General features: G+C 63.5%; 11 protein-coding genes, 1 tRNA gene and 1 pseudogene. 12 read left to right on the top strand and 1 reads right to left on the bottom strand.

Annotated features, from left to right (window positions below; all coding sequences use genetic code 11):
- Positions 1 to 54: 54 nt before the first annotated feature.
- The 10 genes and pseudogenes from ACM9ME_RS11780 to ACM9ME_RS11735 all read left to right on the top strand — a co-directional run bounded on the left by ACM9ME_RS11780 (position 55) and on the right by ACM9ME_RS11735 (position 8,061).
- The gene (locus ACM9ME_RS11780) at positions 55 to 552 is read left to right on the top strand and encodes a DUF2238 domain-containing protein (RefSeq protein ID WP_415643656.1); all 498 of its coding nucleotides are present in this window, start codon (positions 55 to 57) and stop codon (positions 550 to 552) included.
- The gene (locus tag ACM9ME_RS11775; RefSeq protein ID WP_415643655.1) at positions 549 to 986 is read left to right on the top strand and encodes a GFA family protein; all 438 of its coding nucleotides are present in this window, start codon (positions 549 to 551) and stop codon (positions 984 to 986) included. Before ACM9ME_RS11780 ends, ACM9ME_RS11775 begins: the two co-directional genes overlap by 4 nt.
- Positions 983 to 1,756, top strand: coding sequence for an alpha/beta fold hydrolase (locus ACM9ME_RS11770; protein ID WP_415643654.1), 774 nt, complete (start codon positions 983 to 985; stop codon positions 1,754 to 1,756). Before ACM9ME_RS11775 ends, ACM9ME_RS11770 begins: the two co-directional genes overlap by 4 nt.
- Before the next feature lie 54 nt (positions 1,757 to 1,810).
- Complete coding sequence (locus ACM9ME_RS11765; RefSeq protein WP_415643653.1) at positions 1,811 to 3,625, top strand: M2 family metallopeptidase; 1,815 nt, start codon at positions 1,811 to 1,813, stop codon at positions 3,623 to 3,625.
- On the top strand, positions 3,607 to 4,086 hold the full coding sequence (locus tag ACM9ME_RS11760; RefSeq protein WP_415643652.1) for a protein tyrosine phosphatase family protein: 480 nt from the start codon (positions 3,607 to 3,609) through the stop codon (positions 4,084 to 4,086). The genes ACM9ME_RS11765 and ACM9ME_RS11760 overlap by 19 nt, the downstream gene beginning before the upstream one ends.
- Positions 4,087 to 4,150: 64 nt before the next feature.
- Positions 4,151 to 4,639, top strand: a complete 489-nt coding sequence (locus tag ACM9ME_RS11755; RefSeq protein ID WP_415643651.1) for a hypothetical protein — start codon at positions 4,151 to 4,153, stop codon at positions 4,637 to 4,639.
- A gap of 64 nt (positions 4,640 to 4,703) precedes the next feature.
- Complete coding sequence (lon, locus tag ACM9ME_RS11750) at positions 4,704 to 7,100, top strand: endopeptidase La (protein ID WP_415643650.1); 2,397 nt, start codon at positions 4,704 to 4,706, stop codon at positions 7,098 to 7,100.
- 73 nt (positions 7,101 to 7,173) lie between these two features.
- On the top strand, positions 7,174 to 7,449 hold the full coding sequence (locus tag ACM9ME_RS11745) for an HU family DNA-binding protein (RefSeq protein ID WP_415643649.1): 276 nt from the start codon (positions 7,174 to 7,176) through the stop codon (positions 7,447 to 7,449).
- Between the two features lie 99 nt (positions 7,450 to 7,548).
- A tRNA-Val gene (locus ACM9ME_RS11740) sits at positions 7,549 to 7,623 on the top strand.
- Positions 7,624 to 7,791: 168 nt separating this feature from the next.
- Positions 7,792 to 8,061: pseudogene (locus ACM9ME_RS11735) on the top strand (GIY-YIG nuclease family protein).
- A 110-nt stretch (positions 8,062 to 8,171) separates the two neighbouring features.
- Here ACM9ME_RS11735 and ACM9ME_RS11730 read toward each other — a convergent pair.
- Positions 8,172 to 8,438, bottom strand: coding sequence for a hypothetical protein (locus tag ACM9ME_RS11730; protein ID WP_415643648.1), 267 nt, complete (start codon positions 8,436 to 8,438; stop codon positions 8,172 to 8,174).
- Between the two features lie 60 nt (positions 8,439 to 8,498).
- Between ACM9ME_RS11730 and ACM9ME_RS11725 the strand changes: the two genes are divergently transcribed.
- Positions 8,499 to 9,545: a YeiH family protein gene (locus ACM9ME_RS11725; RefSeq protein ID WP_415643647.1), complete on the top strand. Its 1,047-nt coding sequence runs from the start codon at positions 8,499 to 8,501 to the stop codon at positions 9,543 to 9,545.
- A 135-nt stretch (positions 9,546 to 9,680) separates the two neighbouring features.
- Positions 9,681 to 12,305: a TonB-dependent receptor gene (locus ACM9ME_RS11720; protein WP_415643646.1), complete on the top strand. Its 2,625-nt coding sequence runs from the start codon at positions 9,681 to 9,683 to the stop codon at positions 12,303 to 12,305.
- Positions 12,306 to 12,310 lie beyond the last annotated feature (5 nt).

The following is a 12,310-nucleotide window of genomic DNA, read 5'->3' as shown; positions in this document are numbered from 1 at the left end:
CTGAGCGCGTGGGGCGCGAGCTATCCGGGCAACACTTGGCTGCAGGTCGGACCAGTGATCGTGTTTCTCGGTTGGTGGGCCTTCACCGGATTGAAGCGCTGGCCTTTATCGAATGGCGCAGTTGCGGGGATCTGCCTGTTCCTCTTGTTGCATCTGTTTGCGGCTCGTTGGACTTACAGCAATGTGCCCTATGCAGATTGGGGCCGGGCAATCGGGTTAGATATCAACGCAACGTTCGGTTTCCAGCGCAACATGTTTGACCGGCTGGTCCATTTTTCGTTCGGGCTGCTATTGACTGCGCCCTTTGCCGAGATGCTGCGGCGTTACTGCAGAATGTCGGGCTGGGCAGCAATTGTCGGCGCGGTTACGGTCGTGCTCGCGATCGGAGCGCTGTACGAAATTTTCGAATGGCTGCTGGCGGTGTTCATGGACCCCGTTTCCGCCGAGGCATATAACGGCCAGCAGTGCGATCCTTTTGACAGCCAAAAGGACATGGCGGGTGCCTTCGTGGGATCGCTGGGCGCGGCCTTGTTCGTGAAGGAACCGCGATGATCCGCGGGCAATGCCGGTGCGGCGCGGTACGTTATGCGATTGCGGTGGATGTCTTGCCGCCGAGCTATGCTTGCCATTGCCATATCTGCCAGCGCTATTCGGGGAGCGCGTTCAGCCAGCAGGTGATTGTAACTGAGAGTGCGCTCGACGTGACGGGGCCGGTCGAGACGTATGAGATCGTCACCGGCGACCGGACTTCGGTGCAGCGGTTTTGCGCGACGTGTCATACGCGGTTGTACAACACCAATACGCGGCGGCCGGGCGTGGCGGTGGTGCGGGCGGGGACGCTCGACCGGTCCGAAGAGCTTGATTGCGTCGCGCATATCTACACCGATTTCCGGCAGCGCTGGTTTGCGTTGCCGGAGGGCGCGCCGGCTTGGGGTGAGGCGGCGCCGCCTGCGGAGTTCTTTGCATTGTTGGCGGGGTCGCGATGACGGCGACGTCTGGCCCAGCTGAGCTGCCGGTCTATAAATTTCGCAGTTTCGACGGCGCGGAACTGGCTTGGCGCGAGATTGGAGAGGGGCGGCCGGTCGTTTTACTCCACGGGTTCTTCTCGGACGCGCAGACCAACTGGGTCCGGTACGGGCATGCGGCGGCGGTTGCAGCCAAGGGGTTTCGCGTGATCATGCCCGACCTGCGCGCGCATGGATCGAGCGCCAGGCCGCATGAGGCGAGCGCTTATCCGCTCGATGTTTTGGCGGATGACGGCTTCGCGCTGCTCGCGCAGCTTGGGCTGAGCGATTATGATCTGGGCGGTTACTCGCTCGGGGGGCGGACGACGGTGCGGATGCTGGCGCGCGGAGCCAGACCGGGCAAGGCGATCGTGTCTGGCATGGGGCTCAGCGGGTTGACCGAGACGGGCAAACGGTCGGCGCACTTCAAGCGCATCCTCGACAATCTCGGGACGTTCGAGAAGTTCACGCCGGAGTGGAATGCCGAGGCGTTCCTCAAAACCACCAAGGGCGATCCGGTGGCGCTGAGGCTGTTGCTCGACAGTTTCGTCGATACGAGCGAGGCGGAGATTGCCGCAATCGATATGCCGGTACTGGTGCTGTCGGGGCGCGAGGATCAGGACAATGGCTCGACGACCGCGCTGGCGGAATTGCTTCCGCGCGGGCAACTCGTCGAGACGCCGGGTGGGCATATGAGCGCGGTGACCAAGGCTGAACTGGGCACCGCCATGGCGGACTTCCTCGCCGCTTGACTCGCCCGCCACGGACGCCAGTGTCGCGGGCGTGAGGTTCAGGAGAGGACTGCCATGAAATCGTTCGTATCGCTGGGCGCGGTGGCCATCGCGCTCGCCTTTGCCACGCCCGCCATTGCCGCTGCCCCGACCGCTGCCGAGGCCGATGCCTTTGTCGCGCAGGCCGAGCAGGAATTGAAGCCGCTGTACATTCAGGCGGGCCAGTCGAGCTGGATCAACAATACCTACATCACCGACGATACCGATGCGATCGCGGCGAAGTTCGATGCGGACTTCACCGCGCTGCAGGTGCGGCTGGCGACGGGTGCGGCGAAGTATAACGAGACCCCGGGCCTGTCGTTCGATACGCGGCGCAAGCTCGACCTGCTGCGCAACAGCATCACATTGGCGTCGCCCGCCGACCCGAAGCTGGGCGACGAGCTGTCGGTGCTCAAGGCGCGGCTGCAATCGACCTATGGCAAGGGCAAGGGCACGCTGAATGGCAAGCCGATCAATGGTTCGGACATCGAAGCGGCGATGGGCAAGGACCGCAATCCGGCCGAATTGTCCGAAATGTGGACCAGCTGGCACCAGAATGTCGGTCGCCCGATGCGCGCGGATTACGTGCGCATGGTCGAGATCGCCAATCAGGGCGCGAAGGAACTGGGCTATGCCGATACCGGCGCGATGTGGCGCGCGGGATACGACATGACGCCCGACCAGTTCGCGGCGCTGACCGACAAATTATGGGCGGAGGTGAAGCCGCTGTACGACCAGTTGCATTGCTACACGCGCGCCAAGTTGAATGCGAAATACGGTGACGCGGTGCAGAAGAAGACCGGCCCAATCCGTGCTGACCTGCTGGGCAATATGTGGGCGCAAGAATGGGGCAATATCTATGATTTGGTCGCTCCGGCGGGCGCGGGCGATCTGGGCTTCGACACCGGCGAGCTGCTGACGGCCAAGGGCTATGACGCCAAGAAAATGGTCGAGGGCGGGGTCAATTTCTATTCGTCGCTAGGCTATGACAAGCCGCCGCAGACGTTCTGGGACCGGTCGCAATTCACCAAGCCCGCCGACCGCGAAGTGGTGTGCCATGCCAGCGCGTGGGACATCGACACGGTCGATGACGTGCGGGTGAAGATGTGCATCAAGGTGAATTCGGACGACTTCACCACGATCCATCACGAGCTGGGCCATAACTACTATCAGCGGGCCTATAACAAGCAGCCGTATCTTTATCAGAACGGCGCGAATGACGGCTTCCACGAGGCGATCGGGGACACCATCGCACTTTCGATCACGCCGCAATATCTGGTCGATATCGGCTTGCTCGATGCGTCGAAGGTGCCGAGCGCGGATAAGGATATCGGGCTGTTGCTGCGCCAGGCGATGGACAAGGTGGCGTTCCTGCCGTTCGGGTTGATCGTCGACAAATGGCGCTGGGGTGTGTTCTCCGGGCAGATCACGCCGGCCAATTACAACAAGGGCTGGACCGATCTGCGGTTGCAATATCAGGGCATCGTGCCGCCGGTCGCGCGGAGCGAGGCGGATTTCGATCCGGGTGCCAAGTTCCATGTGCCGGGCAACACGCCCTACACGCGCTATTTCCTCGCGCGGTTGCTGCAGTTCCAATTTTATGAGGCGGCGTGCCGTCAGGCGGGGTGGAAGGGGCCGCTGCACCGCTGTTCGTTCTACAACAACAAGGCGGTCGGCGCGAAATTCCACGAGATGCTGGCGATGGGCCAGTCCAAGCCGTGGCCCGATGCGTTGCAAGCCTTCACCGGTAGCCGCGAGATGAGCGGCAAGGCGATGCTCAACTACTTCGCGCCGCTCAGCGCGTGGCTGAAGAAGCAGAATGCCGGGCAATCGTGCGGGTGGCAAAGCTGATCGACGCTATCTTCAATTTTCGGCGGCTCGACGCGTCGGTGACGACGTCGGGCCAGCCGTCCGAGGAGCAGATTGGGGCGCTTGCCGATGCGGGCGTGACGACGGTGATCAATTTGGGGCTGCACGACCACGAACGTGCGCTGCCCGACGAAGCGGCAAGCGTCGCGGCGGCGGGCATGCGCTATGTTCACATCCCCGTGCCGTTCGATGCGCCGGACGAGAACCATTACCGCGAGTTCACGGACGCCATGCTGGCAACGCAGGGCGAACCGGTGCATGTCCATTGCATCATGAACATGCGCGTGACGGCTTTTGTGTATCGTTGGTTGCAGGATCGGGGCGCGAGCGAGACCGAAGCGCGGCGGTTGATGGACAGTGTCTGGCAGCCGGGCGGACCCTGGGCGGCGTTCATCGGCGATGTCGAACGGATCGATCAACCGCATTTGGGTCCAAAAAATTGACGATCTGTTAACGATCTTTGTGCGTAGTGACGGCGACAGTCAGTGAAAGCGGGAGGCGGCTGACATGAACTATGGCGATCATCCGGTGTTTGCGACGAATACCCCTGACGGACAGCAATTCTCCGCTGACGAACTGACGCAGATTCGCCGGTTGCTGGAGCGGCTGCCAACCGGCGAGCAACCGATAGGCGGGGAGCGAGGGTACGGCGACGTCGCGCTGGCGCGACAGGCGAGTGCGATCGTCAAATTGCGCCGTCAGATCGAGGCCATGTTTGCCGGACAGGTTGCCAACGATCCGTCGATCGACCTGTTGCTGACATTGTTCATTCACCGCGCGCGGGGCGCGATGCTGACGGTCGGCGAAGCGTGCCTCGCGACATCGGCGCCGCCGACGACCGCGTTGCGCCGCCTGACGATCCTGACCAAGAACGGGCACGTCCAGCGCGTCCCGCACCGTCACGACAAGCGCACGGTCTATGTCACCTTGTCCGATTCCGCGGCGGAGACGATGCGGTTGTGGTTGCAAGCGGCTCAAAATATCGAGGCCGAATAAGCCCGGTGTGACTTCGACGAGCGGGCGTTGCAGCGCACCGGCGCGCGCCCCATATGTCGTCTCGATGACACAGATTCTCCCCGTACTCCCGCTCCGCGACATCGTCGTATTCCCGCAAATGGTCGTGCCGTTGTTCGTCGGCCGCGACAAATCGGTCGCCGCGCTGGAAAGCGCGATGGCGGCGGACAAGGACATCTTCCTGGTCGCGCAGCTCGACCCGGGCCAGGACGATCCGGCGCGCGACGATCTGTACGATCTGGGTGTCATTGCGACGGTGATGCAGATGCTGAAGCTGCCCGACGGCACGGTGCGCGTGCTGGTCGAGGGACAGCGCCGCGCGACGCTGGTTTCGCTCGACGCGGGCGATACGCACATGACCGCCGAGGTGGTCGACGTCGAGCCGCAGGCGACCGAAAACCCCGACGCGCCGGCGCTGATGCGGTCGGTGGTCGACCAGTTCGACAATTACGCCAAGCTCAACAAGAAATTGCCGGCGGACAGCCCGACGCAATTGGGCGATATCGACGATGCCAACCGGCTGGCCGATGCGGTCGCCGCGGTGCTGTCGATCAAGGTCGCCGACAAGCAGGCGCTGCTGACCGAGGCCGACCCGGCCAAGCGGCTGGAAATGGTGTTCGCCTTCATGGAAGGCGAATTGGGCGTGCTGCAGGTCGAGAAGAAGATCCGCAGCCGCGTGAAACGCCAGATGGAGAAGACCCAGCGCGAATATTACCTCAACGAACAGTTGAAGGCGATCCAGCGCGAGTTGGGCAATGAAGGCGAGGAAGGCGATGGCGACGAAATCGCCGAGCTGACGCAGAAGATCGCCTCGCTGAAAATGTCCAAGGAAGCGCGTTCGAAGGCGACGGCGGAGTTGAAGAAGCTCAAGTCAATGGCGCCGATGAGCGCCGAGGCGACAGTGATCCGCAACTATCTCGACGTGCTGCTGGGTCTGCCGTGGAACAAGAAATCCAAGCTGAAGAAGGATTTGTCGATCGCGCAGAAGGTGCTCGACGACGATCATTTCGGCCTGGAAAAGGTCAAGGACCGCATCGTCGAATATCTCGCGGTGCAGGCGCGGACCAACAAGCTGAAGGGGCCGATCCTGTGCCTCGTCGGCCCGCCGGGCGTCGGCAAGACCAGTCTCGGCCAATCGATTGCCAAGGCGACGGGCCGCGAGTTCGTGCGGCAATCGCTGGGCGGCGTGCGCGACGAGGCGGAAATCCGCGGCCATCGCCGGACCTATATCGGCTCGCTGCCGGGCAAGATCGTGTCGAACTTGAAAAAGGCAGGAACGAGCAATCCGTTGTTCCTGCTCGACGAGATCGACAAGCTCGGCCAGGATTTCCGCGGCGATCCGGCGTCGGCGCTGCTCGAAGTGCTCGACCCCGAACAGAATTCGAAATTCCAGGACCATTACCTCGAGGTCGATCTGGACCTGTCGGACATCATGTTCGTGACGACGGCGAACACGCTGAACCTGCCGCAGCCGCTGCTCGACCGCATGGAGATCATCCGGCTGGAGGGATACACCGAGGACGAGAAGGTCGAGATCGCGACGCGGCATCTGCTGCCGAAGGTCATCGGCGATCACGGGCTGAAGGCCGACGAGTTCGAGCTGACCCCCGAAGGTCTGCGCGCGCTGATCCAGCAATATACGCGTGAGGCGGGTGTCCGCACGCTTGAGCGCGAGATCGCCAAGCTGGCGCGCAAGGCGTTGCGTCGCATTCTCGAAGGCAAGGCGACGAGCGTCACGATCACGCCCGAAAACATCCACGAGTTCGCCGGGGTGCAGAAATACCGTCACGGGCTGAGCGAGGAAGAAAACTCGATCGGCGCGGTCACCGGGTTGGCGTGGACCGAGGTCGGCGGCGAATTGCTGACGATCGAAGCGGTGACGGTGCCCGGCAAGGGTCAGGTCAAATCGACCGGCAAGCTGGGCGATGTGATGGGCGAATCGATCCAGGCGGCGCTGAGCTTCGTGAAAGCGCGCGCGCCGCAATATGGCATCAAGCCGAGCGTGTTCGCCAAGAAGGACATCCACGTTCATCTGCCCGAAGGCGCGGTGCCCAAGGACGGGCCGTCGGCGGGCATCGGCATGGTGACCGCGATGGTCTCGACCCTGACCGGCGTGCCGGTGAAGCGCGAATTCGCGATGACGGGCGAGGTCACGCTGCGCGGGCGCGTGCTGCCGATCGGCGGGCTGAAGGAAAAGCTGCTCGCGGCATTGCGTGGCGGCATCACCACCGTGCTGATCCCGCATGAGAATGAAAAGGATCTGGCGGAAATCCCCAAAAACATCCTCGACGGGCTGAACATCGTGCCGGTGCGCCATGTCGACGAGGTTCTGGCGCTGGCGCTGACGGAAACGCTGACGCCGATCGAATGGACTGAGGCCGACGAGCTGGCGGCCGAACCGCCCACGGGGGTTCGTCCCGCTTCGGAGCCATTGCGGCATTGACTCACCTTGGCGGAAGCGGCCTAGTGGTCGCTTCCGCGCGCAGGTGATTCCCGCGCGCACTCAGGGGTGAGTGATGAACAAGCAGGAATTGATCGGCACAGTTGCGGACCAAGCAGCCCTGTCGCGTGGCGACGCGGCGCGCGCCGTCGAGGCGGTGTTTGCGACGATCACCGAACAGTTGAAGCGCGGCCACGAAGTGCGCCTCGTCGGGTTCGGCAATTTCTCGCTGTCGAAGCGCAAGGCATCAATCGGGCGCAACCCAAGAACCGGCGAGCCGATGTCGATCGCGGCGTCGAGCCAGCCGAAGTTTCGCCCCGGCAAGAATTTGAAGGACAGCTGTAACGGGTAAGTCGTAACGACGGGGTCGCCACGGGTAGGTCGTCACGGGTAGGTTGTAACGGGTAGACAGGGCGAGGCGGCGTCCTTACTGGCGCGGCTCCGCTTCGGCGGGCGCGTAGCTCAGCGGTAGAGCACTCCCTTCACACGGGAGGGGTCACAGGTTCAATCCCTGTCGCGCCCACCATGCAGCCGATGCCATATTCCAAAATGCCACATGTCGCCCCTGCGCAGGCAGGGGCCCAGATGAACTCTCCATCTGCGGTTCGTCTCGGCGTGAGAGGTTATTTAGGCCCCTGCCTGCGCAGGGGCGACATGGTATGAGTACAGGGTGAAGCCCGGCTACGTTTATATCATGTCGAACAAGCCAAGCGGAACGTTGTACGTCGGCGTCACCTCAAATCTCGCGGCGCGAGTGCAGCAACATCGCGAAGGCCGGGGGTCGGAATTCTGTAAGGAATAGGGCCTGATCCGACTGGTCTACGCCGAGCATCACGACAGGATCGACGATGCGATCGCGCGAGAAAAGCAGATGAAAGCTTGGAAACGTGGTTGGAAGCTGAACCTGATCGGGAAGCTGAATCCCGATTGGCGCGATCTTTACGACGACTTTTGCCATCACTGACTATGTCGCTCCTGCGCAGGCAAGGGGCTAGACGAGCTCGCAAATCGAAGCTGAGACTCTGGTGGTGAGCTCAACTGGACCCCTGCCTGCGCAGGGGTAACATGGTTGCCTTACGAAAGGCCGCCGTCGCGCAGTTTCTGCTTTACGCACTCTTCGCGCGCCATGTCGCCGTCAGCCTGGCGTTTGCAGTCCTTGCGGGCCTGCTCCTCCGCTTTGCGAATCTTCTTGCCGCGATTGCGGTCGGCTTCGGACTGGCTGGTGGTGGCCCAGTCGGCGGCCTTGCCGACAACCTTGAACGGGGCGGTCACGATCGACTTGGCGGTCGAGACGCAGCCGGTGGTGGCGAGGAGCGGGAGCAGCAGGAAAGCGCGGTTCATGATGCTTGTGTAACCCGCGCGACGCTTGCCGTCACCTGAACCGGGCGATAGCGCGCGATCATGGTTTCACGCCCGCTGCCCGTCGCTGCCGATCTTTACGGCGATCTGCTCGATGCGACGCCGGCCACGGGCAATCGCTGGACGGCGTATCTGCCGGGTCTGGGCATTGCGAGCGTGGCGTCGCTGGCTGCGGCCTATCTGTCCGAACATTATGGCGCGCCGATCATGCTGATGGGCTTGCTCATCGGGTTGGCGTTCAACTTCGTGAATGCCGACACCCGGACGCATGCGGGGTTGGGCTTTGCGTCGAAGACGTTGTTGCGCTGGGGCATCGTGCTGGTCGGGCTGCAGGTGACGTTCGCGCAGATTGCGAGCCTGGGGCTGCCGGCCTTTCTGTTCATCGCGGCGTTGATCGCGGTGGTGATGCTGACGGGGACATTGACCGCGCGGTTCGTCGGCATGGGGGCGGCGTTCGGGACGCTGGCGGGCGGCGCGGTCGGGATTTGCGGGGCGTCGGCGGCGCTGGCGCTGTCGTCGGTGCTGGGCGAGAGGCGGGCGAGCCAGGCGCAATTGACGCTGGTCCTGGTGTCGGTTTCCGCCGCCAGTGCGATCGCGATGAGTTTCTATCCGGCGCTGGCGCACATGCTCCATCTGACCGACCGGCAGGCGGGGTTCCTGATGGGCGCGTCGATCCATGACGTGGCGCAGTCGCTGGGCGCGGGGTACAGCTATTCGCAGGAGGCGGGGCAAACCGCGACGGTGGTCAAATTGACGCGCGTGGCGTTGCTGGCGCCGACGCTGGCGCTGGTCGCGCTGGCCTATCCCAAGGACGGCGAGAAGCGCGGTGCCGGGATCGGGGTGCCATGGTTCGTGCTGGGGTTCCTTGCGATGACCGCGCTGCACAGCTTCGTCGCGCTGCCGCCGATGGTGCTGTCGGGGGTGCCCAGGCTCGCGACCGCGTTGCTGTTGATCGCGGTGACGTCGACGGGCATCCGTTCGCCGCTCAACCTGTTGCTGGAACAGGGCTGGCGGTCGTCGTTACCGGTCGTGGCGTCGACGATCGTGTCGTTCGTGGTGTCGCTGGGGGCCGCGATCCTGCTCGCCTGATCCCCAATGTCATCGATTTGTCATGGCCGTGTCATGGAACCGCAACCGCGGAGTCCGGGGGCTGTCACAAACCTCGCCTAGCGGCGTCCCTACCGAGCCGGGCCGAATCGGGTCACGGCATATCTGGGGACCATGATGACCGACCGTTCGCGCCTTCGTATCGCCTTGCTGGCGAGCGCCGTCTTGTTCAGCGCGCCTGCCTTTGCTGCCGATGCGCCCGCTGCTGCTGCTGCTCCCGAAGCGCCTGCCGCTGCCCCCGCCGATGACGGCAGCCAGATCCAGGAAATCGTCGTCACGGCGACGAAGCGCGAAACGAATTTGCAGAAGACGCCGATCTCGATCTCGGTGCTGGGTGCCGACACGCTCAAGGAGCGTCGCGTCCAGAGCCTGCTCGATCTGCAGGATGGCGGCGTGCCGAGCCTGCGCATCGCGACCTTCGAGGCGCGCCAGTCGGCGCTGACCATCGGTATTCGCGGCATCGTACCGCTCGACGCCAACCAGCCCGCGCGCGAACAAGGCGTCGGCATCTATATCGACGGCATCTACCTCGGTCGCCAGCACGGGCTCAATGCCGGCCTGTTCGATGTCGAGCGCATCGAGGTCCTGAAGGGTCCGCAGGGCACGCTGTTCGGTCGCAACACCGAAGGCGGCGCGCTGAGCATCGTCACGCGCGCGCCGACGGGTGAATTCGGCGGCTCGCTTTCGGGCGGCATCGGCAATCTCGGCTCGCGCAACGTCAACGGCCATGTCGACCTGCCCGAGTTCGCCGGGTTCAGCATCAAGCTGGACGGCGTTTACCAGCATCAGGACCCGACGACGAAAAATCCGCTCGCGGGCCAGCAGGGCTGGGGCTTTTACAACCGCAAGGGCGGCCGCGCCGCCGTGCGGTGGCAGCCGACGAGCAACATCACCGACGATTTCGCCTATGACGTGGCGAAGGACGAGAACACGCCGTTCTATAGCCAGCTGCTCAACTACAACCCGAACAACTGCCTGAGCGGCGGCACCAATGCCGCGCCGCTGGCGATCCCGGCGGGCAGCACGTGCGTTACGCCCGGCACGGCCTTCACGGGCACGCAGGGCACGGTCAAGCCGCTGCTTCCCGGTGTCGTCGTCAACGGCAACTCGCTCCAGCGCACCGCCGACCTCGGCGTGCCGCAGCAGAACAGCGTCGACAAGACGCATGGGTTCTCGAACGTCCTCAAATGGAAGCTGTCGCCCGAGATCGAGCTGCGTTCGATCACCGGTTGGCGCGGCGTCGACGTGCAGCAGTGGGACAATTCGGGCGGCGCGCACCGCGTCCCCGTCGTCAACCTGACCGCCGCCTGTGCTGGCGCCAATTGCGGGTTCAGCCGCTACAGCCTCGCCGACCTGCGCCAGCGTCAGTTCAGCCAGGAACTGCAGGCCGTCGGGAGCATCGGTGCGGTCGATTACGTGGCTGGCCTCTATTATTTCAACGAGCATGTCAGCGACGACGCGGCGACGCCGAACTCGCTGGGCGCGACCGCAGTCGTCACGGGCGGCGTCGTCACCGGTGCGACCTATGCGCCGATCCCGTTCTGTACGCCGGCCGAAACCCGCCCGCAGTTCATCGGCACTGCGGTCAGCGGTTGTTCGGTCGACCGCGCTTCGCAAGTCCGTTCGCGCAGCTATGCGGCTTATGGCCAGGCGACCTATAATGCGACCGACGAACTCCACATCACGGTGGGCGGTCGTTATACCAAGGACAAGAAAGAAGGCGAGCTGACCTATTCGCGGAACGCAGCCTATCGTGACGCGGCGGGCAATCTGACCCCGATCGCCATCGCCAACGGCTACACTCCGCTCAACCGCACTTGGAACCGGTTCGACCCGACCGCGACGGTCGCTTATGACTTCAGCCGCGATGTCCACGGTTATGTGAAATATGCCAGCGGCTATCGCGCCGGTGGTGCCAGCTCGCGCACGTCCAATTATCAGGCGTTCGATCAGGAGCACGTCCAGTCGTACGAAGCCGGCGTGAAGACCGACTTCTGGGACCACAAGGCGCGCTTCAACCTCGCCGGCTACATCATGAACCGCAAGGGCAGCCAGGTCGACCTGTCGACCATCCAGCCGACGGCGACGGGCAATTTCAACAATCTGGTCACGTTCAATGCGCCCGGCACCACCAAGATCCGCGGGATCGAGGCGGACCTGACGCTGCGGCCGCTCGAAGGGCTGCAGCTGACCGCGTCCTATGCCTATACCTATACCGACATTCCGCCGATCAGCGTGACCTACACCGCGCCGGGCATCATCATCGCCCCCGCAGTGACGCCGACCGCCGCGCAATCGACGACGGCGCTGCAGAAATTCTACATCGTGTTCACCCCGCGCAATGCCGCGAGCGGTGCGATCGATTACGATCTGCGGGCCTTCGGCGATGCGAAGCTGCGGTTCCATCTCGACGCCAATTACGGCCAGGCGACCCAGACGTTCGACCAGTTCGCGACCAAGGCCGACTCGTCGTTCATCGTCAACGGACGCATCTCGCTGGCCGATATCGGGCTGGGCAATGGCGGACAGAAAATTACGGTCAGCGTATGGTCGCGCAACCTGTTCAACGAACAATATGTCTATCGCCGCGACCCGTCGAACAGCCTGCCCGCCGTGCAGGTGGCGCAGGCCGCGGGCGTGCCGAACATCGTCGCCATCGGCAACAACAACAACATCCTCGGCGACTATGGCAACTTCAATACGCCGCGCACCTTTGGCGTGGATGCCACGCTGAAGTTCTAAGCGCT

The sequence above is a fragment of the Sphingomonas antarctica genome (assembly GCF_965137005.1).
GTDB lineage: Bacteria > Pseudomonadota > Alphaproteobacteria > Sphingomonadales > Sphingomonadaceae > Sphingomonas_O > Sphingomonas_O antarctica.
The sequence above is the reverse complement of the archived record's forward strand: the minus strand, read 5'-3'. Positions and strand labels throughout refer to the sequence as shown.

Coding starts and splice junctions, on each gene's coding strand:
- ACM9ME_RS11730 (WP_415643648.1), bottom strand. CDS start 8,438: ATGAACCGCGCTTTCCTGCTGCTCCCGCTCCTCGCCACCACCGGCTGC.
- ACM9ME_RS11765 (WP_415643653.1), top strand. CDS start 1,811: ATGAAATCGTTCGTATCGCTGGGCGCGGTGGCCATCGCGCTCGCCTTT.
- ACM9ME_RS11725 (WP_415643647.1), top strand. CDS start 8,499: ATGGTTTCACGCCCGCTGCCCGTCGCTGCCGATCTTTACGGCGATCTG.
- lon (WP_415643650.1), top strand. CDS start 4,704: ATGACACAGATTCTCCCCGTACTCCCGCTCCGCGACATCGTCGTATTC.
- ACM9ME_RS11775 (WP_415643655.1), top strand. CDS start 549: ATGATCCGCGGGCAATGCCGGTGCGGCGCGGTACGTTATGCGATTGCG.
- ACM9ME_RS11770 (WP_415643654.1), top strand. CDS start 983: ATGACGGCGACGTCTGGCCCAGCTGAGCTGCCGGTCTATAAATTTCGC.
- ACM9ME_RS11755 (WP_415643651.1), top strand. CDS start 4,151: ATGAACTATGGCGATCATCCGGTGTTTGCGACGAATACCCCTGACGGA.
- ACM9ME_RS11745 (WP_415643649.1), top strand. CDS start 7,174: ATGAACAAGCAGGAATTGATCGGCACAGTTGCGGACCAAGCAGCCCTG.
- ACM9ME_RS11720 (WP_415643646.1), top strand. CDS start 9,681: ATGACCGACCGTTCGCGCCTTCGTATCGCCTTGCTGGCGAGCGCCGTC.